Source organism: Rhodococcus sp. T7, from assembly GCF_009872365.1.
Lineage (GTDB): Bacteria > Actinomycetota > Actinomycetes > Mycobacteriales > Mycobacteriaceae > Rhodococcus_F.
Map to the genome: position 1 here is coordinate 50,056 of NZ_WXYH01000366.1, position 16,641 is coordinate 66,696.

Annotated in this window: 16 protein-coding genes and 1 pseudogene; 9 read left to right on the forward strand and 8 right to left on the reverse strand. The window is 68.7% G+C overall.

Annotation, left to right across the window (positions count from 1 at the left end):
• Positions 1-40: 40 nt before the first annotated feature.
• The 5 genes from MLGJGCBP_RS38465 to MLGJGCBP_RS38485 are packed head-to-tail and all read left to right on the forward strand — an operon-like array spanning position 41 to position 5,498.
• On the forward strand, positions 41-1,762 hold the full coding sequence (locus MLGJGCBP_RS38465; protein ID WP_087559557.1) for a nitrite/sulfite reductase: 1,722 nt from the start codon (positions 41-43) through the stop codon (positions 1,760-1,762).
• Positions 1,726-2,466 carry a phosphoadenylyl-sulfate reductase gene (locus MLGJGCBP_RS38470; protein WP_087559556.1) on the forward strand — a complete coding sequence of 247 codons (741 nt, stop codon included), beginning with the start codon at positions 1,726-1,728 and terminating at the stop codon, positions 2,464-2,466. Before MLGJGCBP_RS38465 ends, MLGJGCBP_RS38470 begins: the two co-directional genes overlap by 37 nt.
• Positions 2,463-3,416, forward strand: a complete 954-nt coding sequence (cysD, locus tag MLGJGCBP_RS38475; RefSeq protein ID WP_087559555.1) for a sulfate adenylyltransferase subunit CysD — start codon at positions 2,463-2,465, stop codon at positions 3,414-3,416. The genes MLGJGCBP_RS38470 and cysD (MLGJGCBP_RS38475) overlap by 4 nt, the downstream gene beginning before the upstream one ends.
• A 2-nt stretch (positions 3,417-3,418) precedes the next feature.
• Positions 3,419-4,735, forward strand: coding sequence for a sulfate adenylyltransferase subunit 1 (locus MLGJGCBP_RS38480; RefSeq protein ID WP_160102459.1), 1,317 nt, complete (start codon positions 3,419-3,421; stop codon positions 4,733-4,735).
• 4 nt (positions 4,736-4,739) lie between these two features.
• A complete protein-coding gene (locus MLGJGCBP_RS38485; protein ID WP_160102461.1) occupies positions 4,740-5,498 on the forward strand; it encodes a sirohydrochlorin chelatase in 759 nt (252 codons plus the stop codon).
• Here MLGJGCBP_RS38485 and MLGJGCBP_RS38490 read toward each other — a convergent pair.
• The 7 genes and pseudogenes from MLGJGCBP_RS38490 to MLGJGCBP_RS54460 all read right to left on the reverse strand — a co-directional run.
• Complete coding sequence (locus MLGJGCBP_RS38490; RefSeq protein ID WP_160102463.1) at positions 5,434-6,483, reverse strand: aminotransferase class I/II-fold pyridoxal phosphate-dependent enzyme; 1,050 nt, start codon at positions 6,481-6,483, stop codon at positions 5,434-5,436. The genes MLGJGCBP_RS38485 and MLGJGCBP_RS38490 overlap by 65 nt on opposite strands.
• 1 nt (position 6,484) lies before the next feature.
• Positions 6,485-7,507: a 3-oxoacyl-ACP synthase III family protein gene (locus tag MLGJGCBP_RS38495; RefSeq protein ID WP_160102465.1), complete on the reverse strand. Its 1,023-nt coding sequence runs from the start codon at positions 7,505-7,507 to the stop codon at positions 6,485-6,487.
• Between the two features lie 3 nt (positions 7,508-7,510).
• Positions 7,511-8,170, reverse strand: a complete 660-nt coding sequence (locus MLGJGCBP_RS38500) for an SRPBCC family protein (protein ID WP_160102467.1) — start codon at positions 8,168-8,170, stop codon at positions 7,511-7,513.
• Positions 8,167-9,879, reverse strand: coding sequence for a thiamine pyrophosphate-binding protein (locus MLGJGCBP_RS38505; RefSeq protein ID WP_160102469.1), 1,713 nt, complete (start codon positions 9,877-9,879; stop codon positions 8,167-8,169). Before MLGJGCBP_RS38505 ends, MLGJGCBP_RS38500 begins: the two co-directional genes overlap by 4 nt.
• 187 nt (positions 9,880-10,066) lie before the next feature.
• Complete coding sequence (locus tag MLGJGCBP_RS38510; RefSeq protein WP_160102471.1) at positions 10,067-10,822, reverse strand: zf-HC2 domain-containing protein; 756 nt, start codon at positions 10,820-10,822, stop codon at positions 10,067-10,069.
• A complete protein-coding gene (locus tag MLGJGCBP_RS38515; RefSeq protein WP_087559547.1) occupies positions 10,819-11,325 on the reverse strand; it encodes a sigma-70 family RNA polymerase sigma factor in 507 nt (168 codons plus the stop codon). Before MLGJGCBP_RS38515 ends, MLGJGCBP_RS38510 begins: the two co-directional genes overlap by 4 nt.
• 119 nt (positions 11,326-11,444) lie before the next feature.
• Positions 11,445-11,549, reverse strand: a pseudogene (locus MLGJGCBP_RS54460) (DUF1801 domain-containing protein); the annotation flags it as partial.
• A gap of 196 nt (positions 11,550-11,745) precedes the next feature.
• Between MLGJGCBP_RS54460 and MLGJGCBP_RS38525 the strand changes: the two are divergent.
• From MLGJGCBP_RS38525 to cysC, 4 genes are all read left to right on the forward strand, one after another.
• The gene (locus tag MLGJGCBP_RS38525) at positions 11,746-12,615 is read left to right on the forward strand and encodes a universal stress protein (RefSeq protein WP_087559546.1); all 870 of its coding nucleotides are present in this window, start codon (positions 11,746-11,748) and stop codon (positions 12,613-12,615) included.
• 230 nt (positions 12,616-12,845) lie between these two features.
• Positions 12,846-13,649 (forward strand): trehalose 2-sulfotransferase, encoded by an 804-nt coding sequence (stf0, locus tag MLGJGCBP_RS38530; RefSeq protein WP_087559545.1) that lies wholly within the window; start codon positions 12,846-12,848, stop codon positions 13,647-13,649.
• On the forward strand, positions 13,646-14,575 hold the full coding sequence (gene cysD / locus MLGJGCBP_RS38535; RefSeq protein WP_160102473.1) for a sulfate adenylyltransferase subunit CysD: 930 nt from the start codon (positions 13,646-13,648) through the stop codon (positions 14,573-14,575). The genes stf0 and cysD (MLGJGCBP_RS38535) overlap by 4 nt, the downstream gene beginning before the upstream one ends.
• Entirely contained in the window at positions 14,575-16,458 is a 1,884-nt protein-coding gene (gene cysC / locus MLGJGCBP_RS38540) for an adenylyl-sulfate kinase (RefSeq protein ID WP_160102475.1), read from the forward strand. Before cysD (MLGJGCBP_RS38535) ends, cysC begins: the two co-directional genes overlap by 1 nt.
• Here the strand turns inward: cysC and MLGJGCBP_RS54465 are convergent.
• A complete protein-coding gene (locus tag MLGJGCBP_RS54465) occupies positions 16,455-16,628 on the reverse strand; it encodes a hypothetical protein (protein ID WP_201453313.1) in 174 nt (57 codons plus the stop codon). The two genes, cysC and MLGJGCBP_RS54465, sit on opposite strands and share 4 nt — an antisense overlap.
• Positions 16,629-16,641: the final 13 nt, after the last annotated feature.

Sequence of the window (16,641 nt, forward strand, 5' to 3'; positions counted from 1 at the left end):
TCGGCCTCAGCCGGTGCATCTTGAGATTCAGGAGTGCTCCATGACGTCGACCACCGACGCCTCCCCCGCTGCCGCCCAGGCAGCACCCGCGCGCACGCGCACGGCAAAGCCGGCCCGGCGTCGCGCCGAAGGCCAGTGGGCCCTCGGCTACCGCGAGCCCCTCAATGCCAACGAGCAGGCCAAGAAGGACGACAACCCGCTCAACGTCCGGGCACGCATCGAGAACATCTACTCGAAGCAGGGCTTCGACAGCATCGACAAGGGCGACCTGCGGGGCCGCATGCGCTGGTGGGGTCTCTACACCCAGCGCGAGCAGGGCTACGACGGCACGTTCACCGGCGACGAGAACATCGACCTGCTCGAAGCCAGGTACTTCATGATGCGGGTCCGCTGCGACGCCGGCGCCCTGAACGTCGAGCAGTTGCGCACCATCGCCGGGATCTCCACCGAGTTCGCCCGCGATACCGCCGACCTCTCGGACCGCGAGAACGTCCAGTACCACTGGATCGAGGTCGAGAACGTCCCCGAGATCTGGAAGCGCCTCGAAGGCGTCGGCCTCAAGACCACGGAAGCGTGCGGCGACTGCCCCCGCGTCGTCCTCGGTTCACCGCTGGCAGGCGAATCGCTGTCCGAGGTCCTCGACCCGACTCCCGCGATCGACGAGATCGTCCGCCGCTACATCGGCAAGCCCGAGTACTCCAACCTGCCGCGCAAGTTCAAGACCGCGATCTCCGGCCAGCAGGACGTGGTGCACGAGATCAACGACGTCGCGTTCGTCGGCGTCAACCATCCCGAGCACGGTCCCGGCCTCGACCTGTGGGTCGGCGGCGGCCTGTCCACCAACCCGATGCTGGCGCAGCGCGTCGGCGTCTGGGTGCCGCTCGACGAGGTTCCCGACGTGTGGGAAGCCGTCGTGTCGATCTTCCGCGACTACGGCTACCGCCGGCTGCGGAACAAGGCTCGCCTGAAGTTCCTGGTGAAGGATTGGGGCATCGAGCGGTTCCGCGAGGTCCTCGAGACCGAGTACCTGAAGCGCAAGCTCATCGACGGCCCCGCGCCGGAGAAGCCCACCCGGCCGATCGACCACGTCGGTGTGCAGAAGACCCGCAACGGCCTCAACGCCGTCGGGGTCGCCCCCATCGCGGGTCGCGTGTCGGGCACGATCCTGGCCAAGGTCGCGGACGCCGCCGAGCGTGCGGGCAGCGACAAGATCCGCTTCACGCCGTACCAGAAGCTGATCATCCTCGACGTCGCCGACGACAAGCTCGAGCAGCTGATCGCCGACCTGGACGAGCTGGGCCTGCCCGCGCGTCCGTCGCACTGGCGCAAGAACCTGATGGCCTGCTCGGGCATCGAGTTCTGCAAGCTGTCGTTCGCGGAGACGCGGAAGCGCTCGCAGGTGCTCGTACCCGAGCTCGAGCAGCGGCTCGCCGACATCAACGCGCAGCTCGACGTGCCGATCACGATCAACATCAACGGCTGCCCCAACTCCTGCGCCCGCTCGCAGGTCGCGGACATCGGGTTCAAGGGAATGCTCGTCGACGACGGCGAGGGCAACCAGGTGGAGGGCTTCCAGGTCCACCTCGGCGGCAGCCTCGGATTCGATTCGGCCTTCGGCCGGAAGCTTCGCCAGCACAAGGTCACCAGCGCCGAACTCGGTGACTACATCGATCGCGTCGTCCGGCACTTCGTGAAGCACCGCAACGAGGGTGAACGCTTCGCGGAATGGGTCGTGCGCGCAGACGAAGGAGACTTGCGTTGAATCTCGCCACAGCCACACAGGAGGACCTCCGGCTCCTTGCCGCGCAGGGGGCGGCAAGTCTCGAAGGCGCCTCCGCGCGAGAGTTGCTGCAGTGGACGGAGGACACGTTCGGCAGCGACTACATCGTCGCGTCGAATATGCAGGACGGTGTGCTCGTTCACCTCGCCGCCCAGATTCATCCCGGCGTGGACGTGCTGTTCCTCGACACCGGCTACCACTTCGCGGAGACCATCGGCACCCGTGACGCTGTCGAGCAGGTCTACGGCGTCAACGTGATCAACGCGCGGGCCGAGGCGAGTGTCGCCGAACAGGACGCGGCGGAGGGCAAGGATCTGTTCGCCCGCGAACCCAACCGGTGCTGCGCGCTGCGGAAGGTCGCCCCGCTGAAGAAGACGCTCGCAGGCTACAAGGCGTGGGTCACCGGCATCCGCCGGGTCGAGGCCCCCACCCGCGCCAACGCCCCCCTGATCTCGTTCGACGACGCGTTCGGTCTGGTGAAGATCAATCCGATCGCCGCGTGGTCCGACGAAGACATGCAGTCCTACATCGACGAGCACTCGATTCTGGTGAATCCTCTCGTCGACGAGGGCTATCCGTCCATCGGGTGCGCTCCGTGCACCAGCAAGCCAGCCCCCGGCAGCGATCCGCGCAGCGGCCGCTGGGCCGGTCAGGCCAAGACAGAATGCGGGTTGCACGCCTCATGACCATCGACATCTCCACTTCCCTCGCAGAAGCCGCCGCCCGGCCGCAGTTGGACGGAACGCAGTTCGACACGCTCGACGCACTCGAGTCGGAAGCGATCCACATCTTCCGCGAGGTCGCGGGCGAGTTCGAACGCCCCGTGATCCTGTTCTCCGGCGGCAAGGACTCCACGGTGCTGCTGCACCTGGCGATCAAGGCGTTCTGGCCTGCACCGCTGCCGTTCGCGCTGCTGCACGTCGACACGGGCCACAACCTGCAGGAAGTCCTCGACTTCCGCGATCACGTCGTGTCCAAGTACAACCTGCGCCTGCACGTCGCGAAGGTCGAGGACTACCTCGCCGACGGCCGGCTCACCGAGCGTCCCGACGGGATCCGGAACCCGCTGCAGACGGTTCCCCTGCTCGACGCGATCTCCGAGAACCGTTTCGACGCGGTCTTCGGTGGCGCTCGCCGCGACGAGGAGCGGGCCCGGGCCAAGGAGCGCATCTTCTCGCTGCGCAACAGTTTCGGCCAATGGGATCCGAAGAAGCAGCGCCCTGAACTGTGGAACCTGTACAACGGCAAGCACTCCCCCGGCGAGCAGGTCCGCGTCTTCCCGCTCAGCAACTTCACCGAACTCGACATCTGGCGGTACATCGCCCGCGACGACGTCGAACTGGCCAGCATCTACTACGCGCACCAGCGCGAGGTGTACCAGCGCGACGGCATGTGGATGACGCCCGGCGTGTGGGGCGGACCGTCCGAGGGTGAAGACCTGCAGACGCTGTCGGTGCGGTACCGCACCGTCGGCGACGGGTCCACCACCGGCGCAGTTCTTTCCGAGGCCGGCGACAACGAGGCGATCCTCGCCGAGGTCGCAGCGTCCCGGCTGACCGAGCGCGGCGCGACCCGCGGCGACGACCGAGTTTCCGAAGCGGCCATGGAAGACCGCAAGCGAGAGGGCTATTTCTGATCATGAGCGACCTCCACGTGCGTAGCCCGCGAAGCACGCAGTTACTTCGGCTTGCCACCGCCGGCAGTGTGGACGACGGCAAGTCGACTCTCGTCGGCCGTCTGCTGTACGACACGAAATCGGTTCTCGCCGATCAGATCGACGCCGTCACCCGGGCGTCGGTGGACAAGGGCCTGTCCACCCCCGACCTGTCGCTGCTGGTCGACGGCCTGCGCGCGGAGCGTGAACAGGGCATCACGATCGACGTGGCGTACCGGTACTTCGCGACGCCGCGCCGCTCGTTCGTCCTCGCCGACACTCCCGGGCACGTGCAGTACACCCGGAACACGGTGTCGGGTGCGTCCACCGCGCAGATGGTGATCCTGCTGGTCGACGCCCGCAAGGGTGTCATCTCGCAGACGCGGAAGCACGCCGCCGTTCTCGCGCTGCTGGGTGTCCCCAAGCTGGTGCTGGCCGTCAACAAGATCGACCTCGTCGAGGACCCCGCCACCGTGTTCGCGACCATCTCGGCGGAGTTCAACTCGTTGACCAGTTCCCTCGGCTGGGCGTCCGAGGACGTCGTCGAGATCCCGGTGTCGGCCCTGCACGGCGACAACGTCGCGGTGCGTTCGGAGAACACCCCGTACTACGACGGCCCCACCCTCATCGAGCACCTCGAGTCGGTGCCGGTCGACGCCGAACCCCACCGGGTCGGCCTCCGGTTCCCCGTCCAGTACGTGATCCGCCCGCGGACCGCCGAGTTCCCCGACTACCGCGGGTACGCCGGACAGGTCGCCGCGGGTGAGGTGACGCCGGGTGACGAGGTCGTGATCCTGCCGTCGGGTGTCCGCACCACGGTCACCCGCATCGACACGGCGGACGGCGAACTCGACAGCGCCCACGCCGGCCGCAGCGTCACCCTCGTGCTCGCCGACGACGTCGACGTCTCCCGCGGCGACGTCATCGCCTCCCCCGCCGACGCCCCGGAGCCGCTCGGCGAGTTCGACGCGACCGTCTGCTGGCTGGCCGAGAAGCCGCTGCGTCCCGGTGCCCGCCTGCTGCTCAAGCACGGCACTCGCACCACGCAGGCCATCGTGGGCACGCTCGTCGAGCGTTTCAACGAGCAGGAACTCACGTCGGAGCCGAGCCCGGAGTCGCTGGAGCTCAACGAGATCGGCAAGATCTCGGTGCGTGTCGCCGAGCCGATCGTCGCCGACGACTACACCGTGAACCGCCACACCGGTAGCTTCCTGCTGATCGATCCGGCCGGTGGCAACACGCTCGCGGCCGGCCTCGTCGGGGACGCCATCGCAGCGGTGGAGCTCGGCGAGCGCGTCTAGTGCAATGACTCCGCTGATCGCTGTCGCCCACGGCAGTCGCGACCCCCGCAGTGCGCGGGTGGTGGCGGCTGCCGTGTCGGCGCTCCGGGAGCGGCGCCCGGACCTCGACGTCCGCCTGTGCTTCCTCGACCTCAACGCGCCGTCCGTGGACCAGGTGATCGACGCGGTCGCCGCCGAGGGACATTCCTCCGCCGTGGTGGTGCCGATGCTGCTGGGCAGCGCGTTCCACGCCCGCGTCGACCTTCCGGCACTCCTGGACGCCGCCCGCCTCCGTCACCCCCACCTGCACGTCCGGCAGGCCGACGTTCTCGGGCACGATGCCCGGCTGGTCGCGGCGGTCCGTGACCGGATCGGCGAAGCCGTCGGTGCGACCGGCGACGAGTCCGGACTCGGGATCGTCCTCGCCGCGGTCGGTTCTTCCGACCCGGAGGCCAACGACCGTACGCGCGCACTGGCCGGGGCGGTCGTCGCGGGCACCCGATGGTCGGGCGCGGTCACGTGCTTCGCCACCGCGGCGGAACCGACGGTGCAGCAGTCCATTTCGACGCTGCGGCAGGGCGGCGCCGAGCGCATCGTGATCGCACCGTGGTTCCTCGCGCCGGGACTGCTCACGGACCGGTTGAGCCGCGCCGCGGAATCCTGCGGGCCCGGCATCATCTACGCGGCCACCATCGGACCGCACACCCGACTGCTCGACGTCATGCTCGACCGCTACTCGCAGTCGCACACGGAACTGCAGCGCTTCCGCGCACTGTCGGCCTGAGCGCGTCGATCACCGCACGCCCGGCGTCCGGGTTCCCGACCGCGATCCGCACGTCACCACTGGGATACGTCCGCGCGTGGACGCCGGCACGGGCGAGTGCGTCACCGACACCTGCTCCGGGGACGTACAGGAAGTTGGCGTGACTGCGCGGGACCGGCATTCCCGCCGCCCGCAACGTGCGCCACAGTTCCTCGCGTTCGGCGACGATGGCGGACACCCGGGTGCGGAGTTCGTATTCGGCGGCGTACGACGCCGTGACCGCGGGAACGGCGGCGCTGCCCATCCCGAACGGCAGTTGCAGCGTTCGAATCCTCCGGGCCAGAACCGCATCCGCGAAGCCGAATCCGATCCGCAACCCGGCCAGGCCGTACGCCTTGGAGAACGTGCGCAGGAACACGACGTTCGGATGTTCGGCGAGAATGCGGTGCGCGTCCAGGACCAGTCGGTGGTGAACGAACTCCACGTACGCCTCGTCGAGAACGACGACCACCCGCTCCGGTACCCGCCGGAGGAAGTCCTCCAATTCGGTGGCGTCGACGAGGGTTCCGGTGGGGTTGTGCGGGCGGCACACGACGACGAGCCGGGTGCGGTCGTCGATCGCGGCCGCCATCGCCGCCAGATCCTGCCCGCCGTCCGGGAGTATCGGTACCGGCACCGCTCCCAGGGCCGCGATCCTCGCGAGGATCGGGTACCCGTCGAATGTCGGGGCGGTGAACACGATCCGCTCCCCCGGCCCGGCGACGGAGCGCATGATCTGCAGGGCGACGCCGGTGGCGCCCTCGCCCACCACCACCTGATCGGCGTCGAGCCCTTCGTGATCGGCGATGACCCCCACCAGCCGGTCGGGCAGGAACTCCGGATACCGATGCGCCTGCATCATCACACCGTCGAGCGCGGCGAGCACGGAAGGCAGTGGGGCGAAGGGGTTCTCGCTCAGCGCGAGATCGTATCTCACGCCGGGCCCGGCAAGGGTCGGCGCGGTCATCTCACACCCCCACCGGGGCGGCGCCCCATCGGATGGCCCCGGCCCCGGCGAAGTCGCCCGCGTGCGCGAAGGCGGACATCATCACCAGCGAACCGTTGGGGATCCGGCCCGCCCGGTTCTCGAGGTCGAGGGTGACGGGGATCGCGGCGCCGAACAGGTTCCCGCATTCGTCGAACGTGTCGGGATGTCGTTCCGGCGGTAGTTCGAGTGCGTCCCGCCAGTTGCGGAGGAACAGCCGGTTGGGCTGGTTGGTGACCAGGGTGTCGATCTCGTCCGGGGTGATGCCGATCTGCTTGCACACCGCGAGCGCAACCTCGGGGACCAGCCGGTTGCCGCGGGCGAAGACCTTCGCGATCTTCGTTTCGGTGAACCCGATGTGCAATTGGCCGGTTCCCGCCTCCCAGTACTTGCGCGGCGGATCGACGGCGGCCGTCATGTCCCCGGCGAACTCGGGGTAGGTCCGGCACTCGAGCCCGAGCACCGGAGCGGCCTCCGATTTCACCAGCAGGCACGCGCCGGCGCCGTCACCCGGCACCGCCGACTGCGCCAGCACCCGCACGTCCGACTGCGTGAAGATCTGGCCTGCACTGTTCTGCACCGACACGATCAGGGCGGTCGACGCGTCACCGGTCTGCATGATCTGGCGCGCCAGCTTGATCATGTACACGAACGACGCGCAGCCCCCGTTGTGCAGGTCCACCACCCAGTCCGGGGTGATCCCCAGCCGGCGCGCGAGTTCTCCGCCGGTGCCCAGGACCGGGACGTCCGGCAGCTGGGTGTGGGTGATGAGGATGTCCACGTTGGAGACGAGTTCGGAGCCGTTCCGTTCGATCAGCGGGGCGACCGCGCGTTCGGCCATGTCGACGGCGTTCTCGTCGCTCGCGATGTGGTGGCGGAATTTCGGCGCCCGGAACATGATGTTCGCGGCGAGCCGGTCGGAGTCGGCGAATCGGGCGAAATAGTCTGCTCCCACCCGGTTCTCGGGCAGGTAGCCGGCGATGTCGATCAGGCTGACGGTGTCCATGTCTCACTCACTCATCCACGTCGGGGTCACGGGCAGGTCGTTCGCCCATCGGTATTCGCAGATCGCCTTGAGATTGCTCATCTCGAGCTGGTGTCCGGCGGAGAACATCTCCCAGAAGTCACCCACCCACGGAACCCGGTCGGCGGGAGCGGTCTCGGGGTAGGGATTCTCGTCGTAGAACGGGTGGTGGCAGTTGGTCCACAGCACGACGGATCCGTCGACGTCGAGGACCGTGCGCGCGTCCACCACCCGCATCAGGTACACCATCCACAGGTGTTTCCCCTGGTCCCAGGCGCAGTGATAGTCGACGGTCATCGCGGCGGGGTGTGCGACGGTGCGGGTGTAGATTTCGGTCGTGTCGCCGAGCCGGTCGTACGCGAGCCACAGCCCGGGTTCTCCTGCGGGGGTGAATCCCCGCAGGCTGTACGTCCATTCCTCCAGGCTCCGGGTGTGCGAGAGGTAGCGGAACACCTCGTCCGGCGGGCAGTCGATGTAGTCCTGGACGGTGCAGTACTTTCCGAACACCTGGTCGTGCGGGTACACCGACCTCAGCATGTCCATGATGATCGGTGTCGTCGCGTGACGGTCGGAGGTCTCGATGCGGACGAGGCCGGGCAGGTCGGCGGGAAGGTCGGGCAGCGGTGCGATCTCGTGGGCGGTCATCGGCGTGCTCCTTCTCGGGGTTCGGATTTTTCGGCTGGAACGGGGGCGGTCAGAAACGGCAGGAACGGCGGCAGTTCGTCGGCGTCGCAGACGACCTCGATGACGGCGGGCCCCGTCGACTCCGCCGTGGACCGCAGAGCGTGGGCGAGATCGGCGTGGGTGTCGACCGTGTGGGACGGCAGCCCGGGAAACAGCGCGCCGACCCCGGCCCCGATGCGTGCGGGACGGAACCGGCTGTAGGTGTACGTGCCCTCGAAATACACCTGTTCGCGCGTGAGGCACATCGCGTGGGCGTTGTTGTTGAACACGACGAACGTGACCGGCACGCCGTACTCGACGGCCGTGTGGATCTCGAGTCCGTGCGCGTAGAACGCGCCGTCGCCCGCGATCACGAACGTGCGGCGGCCCCGTGAGAACGCGGAACCGATCGCGGCGCCGAAGGTATAGCCCATCCCGCCCATTCCCAGCGCGACCACGAACCGCCCTCCCCTCGCGACCGGAAGGTGATGCACCACAGCGGCACCCGTGTTCCCGGCGTCCGCGAACACGTCGGCGCCGTCGGGCAGCGCTGCGGCGAGCGCCTTCACCGCGTCCGTGTAGTGCAGGCCCGACGTGTCCGATCGAGGCACGTCGATCGGGGTCGGATCGCTGTGCGCGACGGGTACCGGTGTTGCGGCGGGTCCGATGTCGGTGACGAGCCCGCGTAGCGTCGCCCGCAGATCCCGGGTCGGGACGTGCCGGGCCTGCACGTACGGCGTCGCCGACCCGACGCTGTACACCAGCGTCTTCTCCAGCACGGTGTCGAGCCCTCCCCGCGCCATCACCGGCAGTCGGGTGCCGACGAGCAAGCAGAGGTCGCAATCCTGCAGTGCGTCGACCACATCCGGGTTCCCCATCGCGCCGGTGATCCCGAGTTGTCCCGGTGCCGCCGGGTCGAGCACGTCCTTCGCGTCGGGTGTGACGGCAACCCGCGCCCCGAGCACGTGCGCGAGTTCTGCGAGTTCCTCTCGCGCGCCTGCCCGCGCGACCTCGTCGCCTGCGATGACGGTGATGCGGCCGTAGTCGTCGCGCAGTGCCTCGGCGAGCCGCGTGACGTCGGTGGTGGAAATGCGCTGTGCGGCCGAGTCCGTTCGGGGTGGTTCCGGGAACTCGCCGACCGCCCGCTGAATGTCTTTCGGCAGCAGCAGTACTGCCGGTCCCCCGCGGCGCGCCGCCGCAAGCGCCTCGGCCAGTTGGCGGTCGAGGTCGAGCGGCGATTCGACGCGCGCACAGTACAGCGACACCTCGCCGAACAACCGGGACGCATCGATCGACCCCGCCAGTCCGCTCGTGTCCTGGAACGCGCCCGACCCTTCGAGCGACGTCGGCGGTTGCCCGATCAACGCCAGCAGCGGCACCCGGGACGCGAATGCCTCACCGAGCCCGGCGATCACATTGAGCGCACCACCGCCCGACGTCGCGGCGACCACACCGGTCCGGTTCGAGGTTCTGGCATATCCGTCGGCCATGGTCGTCGCCGAGAACTCGTGTTTGGCGACGACACCCTCGACGTCCGGGGAGCGGTGCAGCGCGTCGTACAGGTCCTCGATGTTCGCGCCTCCCACACCGAAGACGTGCTCGACTCCCTCGGCCGCCAGCGCCGCGACGATGTAGTCGGCGACACGCATGTTCCGACCGGTTTTCCGTGGCTCGTGATGTGTGAGATTCATCGGCAGACCCCCGTGTCGTGGATCGGATGGGGCGACCTGTGATCACCCACTGGATATACACACGAACCACGTACCGGCCGGGTTCACCGGTGGCAGAACATTTTTCCTCGAAACGGTCGTGACGAGCGCGACACGGCGGCCCTGCGTGCAGGGAGTACGGAAACTGGGCCGACTCCCTGCGGCCCGTTCACAACGCTGCGGTCAGCAATACCTGATGGTCGTCGTCGGATCGCACGTCGATGCTCGCGATCGCGTCGAGGGGCAGGCTGGTGGTGGCCGTGGGCCGCACCGTCTGCCCGGCTTCCCCGGTCCAGGTGGCCACGGTGGTGACCACTCCGGAGCGATCGGTCACGGTGAGCGCGTACCCCTCGGTGTCGGCGCCGTAGCGTCCGTCGCCGGGCCACGTGTCCTCGTAGGAGCACTCGACGAAGATCACCGTGCCCCAGGACGTCGACACGACGGACGCGCTCGCTGTGATCGTCGTCGGAACCACGGGCGCGAACACCGCCTCGGTGGTGTTCGCACGGTCCGGGACGGGCAGCGCCGTGACGGGTGCGGCCGGTGTCCGGTCCTGGGTCGCCAGCACCCCGACGGGGACGGCCACGGCGATCACGGCGGCCGCCGCTGCGAGGGCCGTCGCCGCGCGCCGGTGACGTCGGCGCCGCTGCACCGTTCCCACCAGCCCGGTCAGCACGCGTGGTGCGGGCATCTCCTCGTCTGCGGGCGCACCGTCGGACAGCGTGCCGAACGCTTCTTCCGGTGTGATCAGGGCCAGCAGTCCGGGCATGCCCGCCAATTCGGACACGGCCTGCGAGCACTGTGCGCAGTGGGCGAGGTGGGCCTCGTACTCGCGCCGATCGGCGCCGGACATGGCACCGAGCACGTAGGCGGCGTCCCAGCGGACGTAGGGATCGTCGTGCGACTCGAAGTCGTCGAGCGTCATCGGGTCACCCCCATTTCCTGCAGAGCCAATCGAAGGGCCCGCAATCCGTAATGCATGCGGGATTTCACCGTTCCCTCGGGTATCCCGAGTTCGTCGGCGATCTGGTGGGTCGACATCCCCCGGTAGTAGCCGAGCACGAGGACCGCACGGTGGTCGGCGCTGACCCGGGCCAGCGCATCCCCCATCATCCAGGCGTCGAGTGCGCCGTCCGAACCGTCCGGGGCGGCCCGTTCGGGTGTCGTACTCATCCCGACCTCACGCTGGGAGCGGGCACTGCGGTGCTCGTCGAACACGAGGTTCCGGGCGACCGTGAACAACCACGCCCGAGCCGAAGACTCCGACTGGTCGAGCACGTTCGGGTGCTTCCAGGCGCGCAGCAGTACCTCCTGCACGATGTCCTCGGCGCGGGCGCGGTCGCCGGTCAGCCGGAGCGCATACCGCCACACGGCGGGGGCATGTTCCTCGTACAGGGCGTGCATGAGCTCCGTCTGGGCATCCGGCATCGGTCACCACCTCCCAGCAGTACACACGGTTCACGCGCGCCTCCGGTTCACCACACCACGAAACGGGAGGAAAGCCCAGGTGAACCGGGGTCTCGGCGACCGAAACCCCTTGGCCCGCATCAGGCTGTGTTCAGTGCAACGGCTGCGTGGACGAGCGCCTGGAACGCCTTCTCGTCGACCGTGTCGCCCTCGTGGAAGTCGATGGCGCGCCGGGTGTTGCCCTCGACCTCGCCTTTTCCACTCCTCGACCACGTCGGGGTCGGCCTGCGTGACAAGAGCCCGGATTCGTCTTCGCTCGCCGGTCTCCCGAGTATTCCCGGGGACCACGTCGATCGCACCGGTATCGGCCGCCTGCCGATTTACCTCTGGCGCGTCGCCGCCGTCCTGGATCAAACTGGAATGGAGGTGAGGAGCACCCCCATGAGCACAGCACGGATTCGACGCGGCATCGTGGCAGGTATCGACGGATCGGACGGCGCACTGGAGGCGGCGGCGTGGGCTGCGTCCGCCGCGCGGCGCTTCGAGGAGCCGCTGCGCCTCGTCCACGTGTTACCGAAGCATCCGAATTCCGGGGGTGGCGCGGACGGGCACCCGGACGGCGAGGAGGTCCTCGCGGCCGCCGAACGCGCCGTACTGAACGGGCAGCAGGACTTGGAGGTGGAGCGCAGTACCCATCCCGGCCCACCCGCCCACGCTTTGGTGGAACTGTCCAAGACGGCCCGGATGCTGGTTCTGGGGCCCGCGGCCACGAGTGAAATGAAATCCGTGGTCGCCGGTTCCGACGTGGTCCGGGTGTCGAATCGAGCCGAGTGCCCCGTCGTCGTCTGGCGCGGCATCCAGGGCCACGAGGTCAGCGAGACGCGTCCCGTCGTGGTCGGTGTGGACGGAAGCGAACTGAGCGACATGGCGGTGGCCCATGCGTTCGAGTTCGCGGCGTTCTTCGGCGCTCCCCTCGTCGCGGTGCACACGTGGGCCGAGCATTCCACCCTCGGTGCGTGGTATTCGGAGGAACGCCGCTTCACCGACTGGTCCGACCTGGTGCAGCACGAGGAGGCGTGGCTCGCCGAGAGCCTCGCCGGGTGGCGCGAGAAGTATCCCGATGTCGAGGTCACACGCTGCCTCGAACGCGGTGGGCCGATGAAGGTGCTCCTCGAGTACTCCTTCGGCGCGCAATTGATCGCCGTCGGCAGTCACGGCAGAAATCCGTTCACCGCCTCGATCGTGGGTTCGACGAGCCAGAGCCTCATCCACCACGCCCGGTGCCCGGTTCTCATCTGTCGAAAAGGCTGACCGCGGGTTTCGATCAGCCTGATTCGTATTCGCCCGTCGCGCGACAATTCCGCCGGCGACGAGCACCCCGCTTGCAACTGCTCGAAAACTGCCCTGAACTGGCGCTTTTCACCCTGCCATGCGCCCTGAATTTTCCCCGATCATCGGTAGTAGAAAAGCAAGTGTTTCGATCACGCTAATTCGATTTCCTCCCGATTTCGGCACCGAATTTCGCCCTTATAGTTTCCGGCATGTCGGAGCCACGCTCATATCTCGTCTGCGCGTCGCAGCGCAGCGGCAGCACGCTGCTCGTCGAATCCCTCCGTGCCACGACCGTGGCAGGCAACCCGGAGGAGTTCTTCCAATACCTGCCGTCCACCAGTCGGTCACCGCAGCCACGGCAGTGGTTCGAGTCGGTCACCGACGAGACGGTGCTCTCCCTGCTCGCCCCGCTCGAACCGGGAACCGCCGACACCCGCACCGCGGAGCAGTGGCGCGATCAACTGCTCAACCTCGGACGCACTCCCAACGGCGTGTGGGGCGGCAAGCTGATGTGGAACCAGGTGCCGCTCGTCCTCGATCGCGCCGCCGGACTCCCGGACCGCTCCGGCGACGACCTCCGGTCCGCTCTGGACGACATCCTGGACCGCGACCTCGTCTTCATCCACGTCTTCCGGCGTGACGTCGTCGCGCAGGCGGTGTCGATGTGGCGGGCGGTGCAGACCCAGGTCTGGCGCGACGACGCCACCCCGCCCGCCCCGCACGACGGCGCCGAATACCACGCGGACGGCATCGCCCATCTCGTCCGCATTCTCCGCGATCAGGATGTGCAGTGGCGCAACTGGTTCGAGACGGAGGACCTCGACCACATCGACATCAGCTTCGACGATCTCGTCGCGGCCCCGCAGGCGACGGCGGCAAAGGTGCTCGTCGAACTCGGCCTCGATGCCGATCTCGCGCCCCCTCCGCCGCTGAAACGGCAGAGCGACGGCCGCTCCAAGGAGTGGGTCGAGCGATACCGGTCCGAGGCCGCCGCGAACGGACTTCCGCTGTGACCGTCGCACCGTCCGCCGACACGGACGCACACGTCGACGAACTCCGCGCGCTGGAGGCGGAGGCCGTGCACATCATCCGCGAGGTGGTCGCGGAACTCGAGCGACCGGTGCTGCTGTTCTCGGCGGGCAAGGATTCGATCGTGTTGCTGCGGCTGGCGGAGAAGGCGTTCCGGCCGTCCCCGTTGCCGTTTCCCGTCCTGCACGTCGACACCGGGCACAACTTCCCCGAGGTGATCGACTTCCGCGATCGACGGCTCGCCCAGGATGGTCACCGTCTGATCGTCGCGTCGGTGCAGGAGTCGATCGACAAGGGCCGCGTCACCGAAACGGGTGGTCCCGGCACGTCCCGGAACCGGCTGCAGACCCGGACCCTGCTCGACGCCCTGGAGGAGCACCGCTTCGACGCCGCCTTCGGTGGTGCGCGCCGGGACGAGGAACGCGCCCGCGCGAAGGAGCGGGTGCTCAGCTTCCGCGACGAGTTCGGGCAGTGGGATCCGCGTTCGCAGCGCCCCGAGCCGTGGTCGCTGTACAACGGGCGGATCCGCCGCGGCGAGCAGGTCCGGGTGTTCCCGCTCAGCAACTGGACCGAACTCGACATCTGGCGCTACATCGAACTCGAAAAGCTCGCACTACCGTCGATCTACTTCGCCCACGAACGGCAGGTGTTCGAGCGCGACGGCATCCTGCTCGGACTGTCCGAGTACACGCTGCCCACCGAAAACGAACTGGTGCAACGACTCCGGGTGCGGTACCGCACCGTCGGGGACCTCACCATCACCGGCGCCGTGCGTTCGGACGCCGACGACGTCGCCGGCGTGATCGAGGAGATCGCCGCGGCCACGGTCTCCGAACGCGGGGAAACCCGGGCCGACGACAGGACTTCCGTTGCCGCGATGGAAGACCGCAAGCGCGAGGGGTACTTCTGATGACCACCACAGGCCGGCCTCGCCAATTGCTGCGACTCGCCACCGCGGGCAGCGTCGACGACGGGAAGAGCACCCTCATCGGCCGCCTCCTCCACGACACCGGAAGCCTGCCCACCGATCATCTCGAGGCGGTGACGAACGCCGACGGTGAGGCAGATCTCGCCGCCCTCTCCGACGGACTGCGGGCCGAACGCGAGCAGGGCATCACCATCGACGTCGCCTACCGCTTCTTCTCGACACCGACGCGGAGTTTCGTCCTCGCCGACACGCCGGGGCACGAACGGTACACCCGCAACATGTTCACCGGCGCGTCGAACACCCACGTGGCCGTGCTGCTCGTCGACGCGCGGACGGGCGTGCTCCGGCAGACCCGGCGCCACGCCCGGATCGCCGACCTCCTCGGCGTCCCACACCTGGTCGCGGTGGTCAACAAGATCGACCTCGTCGACTTCGACGAGACCCGGTTCAAGGAAGTCGAATCCGAACTCGGCCTGCTCGCGCAGCGCCTCGGCGGCCGCGACGTCACGGTGATCCCGGTGTCCGCCACCCGGGGAGACAACGTGGTCACGCGGTCGGATTCGACACCCTGGTACACCGGGCCCACGCTCCTCGAGTACCTCGAGGCGGTGGAACTCGCCGCGCCGTCGGCCGTCGCATCCGAACTGAGACTCCCCATCCAGTGGGTCGCGCGTCCCACGGACCACCAGCGGCGCCGCTACACCGGCCGGCTGTCGGCGGGCACCCTGTCCGTCGGGGACGAAGTGGTGGTGCTGCCTGCCGGTTCCCGCAGCACGGTCACCGCCCTCGACACCCTCGATCCGCACCGGGCCGTCGCGGTCGCGCCGCTGTCGGTGTCGTTCGAACTCGCCGACGACGTCGACGTCGCCCGCGGCGACCTCGTGGTGAGTGCGGCCACCGATGCGACCGCACCCGTCCCGGCCCGCGAAATCGACGCGACCGTGTGCTGGCTGAGCGAGACGCCGCTGCGGGCGGGCGACCGGGTGGCACTCAAGCACACCAGCCGCACCGTGCGCGCCACGGTGCAGGAGTTGCACACCCGGCTCGACCCGGAAACCCTCGAAGAACACGATTCCCCCAGCGAACTCGCCCTCAACGACATCGGCCGGATCACGCTCCGGACGAGCACCGTGGTGCTCGCCGACCCCTACGCCATTAATCGCGACGCCGGCGCGTTGATCCTCATCGACGAGCAGAGCAACGACACCGTCGGCGCCGGAACCGTCAGCGCCACCCGGGAAGTGGTTCCCGGCGAGCAGACCCGGAATGACATCAAATGGCACCCGTCGTCGCTGAAGCGGGATCGGCGCTGGTCCGCGACCGGGCAGCGGGGTGCCACCATCTGGCTCACCGGGCTGCCCGCGTCCGGGAAGTCGACCGTCGCGGTCGCGCTCGAACGGACGCTCGTCGACGCAGGCCGGACCGCCTACCTCCTCGACGGCGACAACGTCCGGCACGGCATCTCGGACGACCTGGGGTTCTCACCCGGTGACCGGGCCGAGAACATCCGCCGCGTCGGTCACCTCACCCGGTTGTTCGCCGACGCCGGGGTGGTCGCCATCGCGTCGATGGTCTCGCCGCTCCGCTCGGACCGCGCGATCGCCCGCGCCCTGAACGAGGCCGCGGACCTGCCGTTCCTCGAGATTCACGTCAGCACCCCGGTCTCCGAGTGCGAGCGACGCGACCCCAAGGGGCTCTACGCCCGGGCGCGCGCGGGCGAACTCCGCGGCCTCACCGGGATCGACGCCCCGTACGAGGCGCCCGAGAACCCGGACCTCGCCTTCGACACCACCGGCGCCGACCTCGACGACCTGGTCGCCCGGATTCTCACCGAACTCGCCCGGCACGAGGGGTTGCAGACCTAGGTCCGGGAGCGGAGCAGTGCCTCGTGGAGCGCGATCCGGTCGTCGAACACGCGCCGGCGCGGACCGTACGCCTGGACCCCGTCGTGCCCACGTCCTGCGACCACCACGACGTCGGCCGGCGCGGCGAGCGTGACCGCCGAGCGGGGCGCGCTTGCCGGGGTCGCGCTCACCGGTCGCCCCGAC

Coding starts and splice junctions, on each gene's coding strand:
- MLGJGCBP_RS38465 (WP_087559557.1), top strand. CDS start 41: ATGACGTCGACCACCGACGCCTCCCCCGCTGCCGCCCAGGCAGCACCC.
- MLGJGCBP_RS38470 (WP_087559556.1), top strand. CDS start 1,726: ATGGGTCGTGCGCGCAGACGAAGGAGACTTGCGTTGAATCTCGCCACA.
- cysD (WP_087559555.1), top strand. CDS start 2,463: ATGACCATCGACATCTCCACTTCCCTCGCAGAAGCCGCCGCCCGGCCG.
- MLGJGCBP_RS38480 (WP_160102459.1), top strand. CDS start 3,419: ATGAGCGACCTCCACGTGCGTAGCCCGCGAAGCACGCAGTTACTTCGG.
- MLGJGCBP_RS38485 (WP_160102461.1), top strand. CDS start 4,740: ATGACTCCGCTGATCGCTGTCGCCCACGGCAGTCGCGACCCCCGCAGT.
- MLGJGCBP_RS38490 (WP_160102463.1), bottom strand. CDS start 6,483: ATGACCGCGCCGACCCTTGCCGGGCCCGGCGTGAGATACGATCTCGCG.
- MLGJGCBP_RS38495 (WP_160102465.1), bottom strand. CDS start 7,507: ATGGACACCGTCAGCCTGATCGACATCGCCGGCTACCTGCCCGAGAAC.
- MLGJGCBP_RS38500 (WP_160102467.1), bottom strand. CDS start 8,170: ATGACCGCCCACGAGATCGCACCGCTGCCCGACCTTCCCGCCGACCTG.
- MLGJGCBP_RS38505 (WP_160102469.1), bottom strand. CDS start 9,879: ATGAATCTCACACATCACGAGCCACGGAAAACCGGTCGGAACATGCGT.
- MLGJGCBP_RS38510 (WP_160102471.1), bottom strand. CDS start 10,822: ATGACGCTCGACGACTTCGAGTCGCACGACGATCCCTACGTCCGCTGG.
- MLGJGCBP_RS38515 (WP_087559547.1), bottom strand. CDS start 11,325: ATGCCGGATGCCCAGACGGAGCTCATGCACGCCCTGTACGAGGAACAT.
- MLGJGCBP_RS38525 (WP_087559546.1), top strand. CDS start 11,746: ATGAGCACAGCACGGATTCGACGCGGCATCGTGGCAGGTATCGACGGA.
- stf0 (WP_087559545.1), top strand. CDS start 12,846: ATGTCGGAGCCACGCTCATATCTCGTCTGCGCGTCGCAGCGCAGCGGC.
- cysC (WP_160102475.1), top strand. CDS start 14,575: ATGACCACCACAGGCCGGCCTCGCCAATTGCTGCGACTCGCCACCGCG.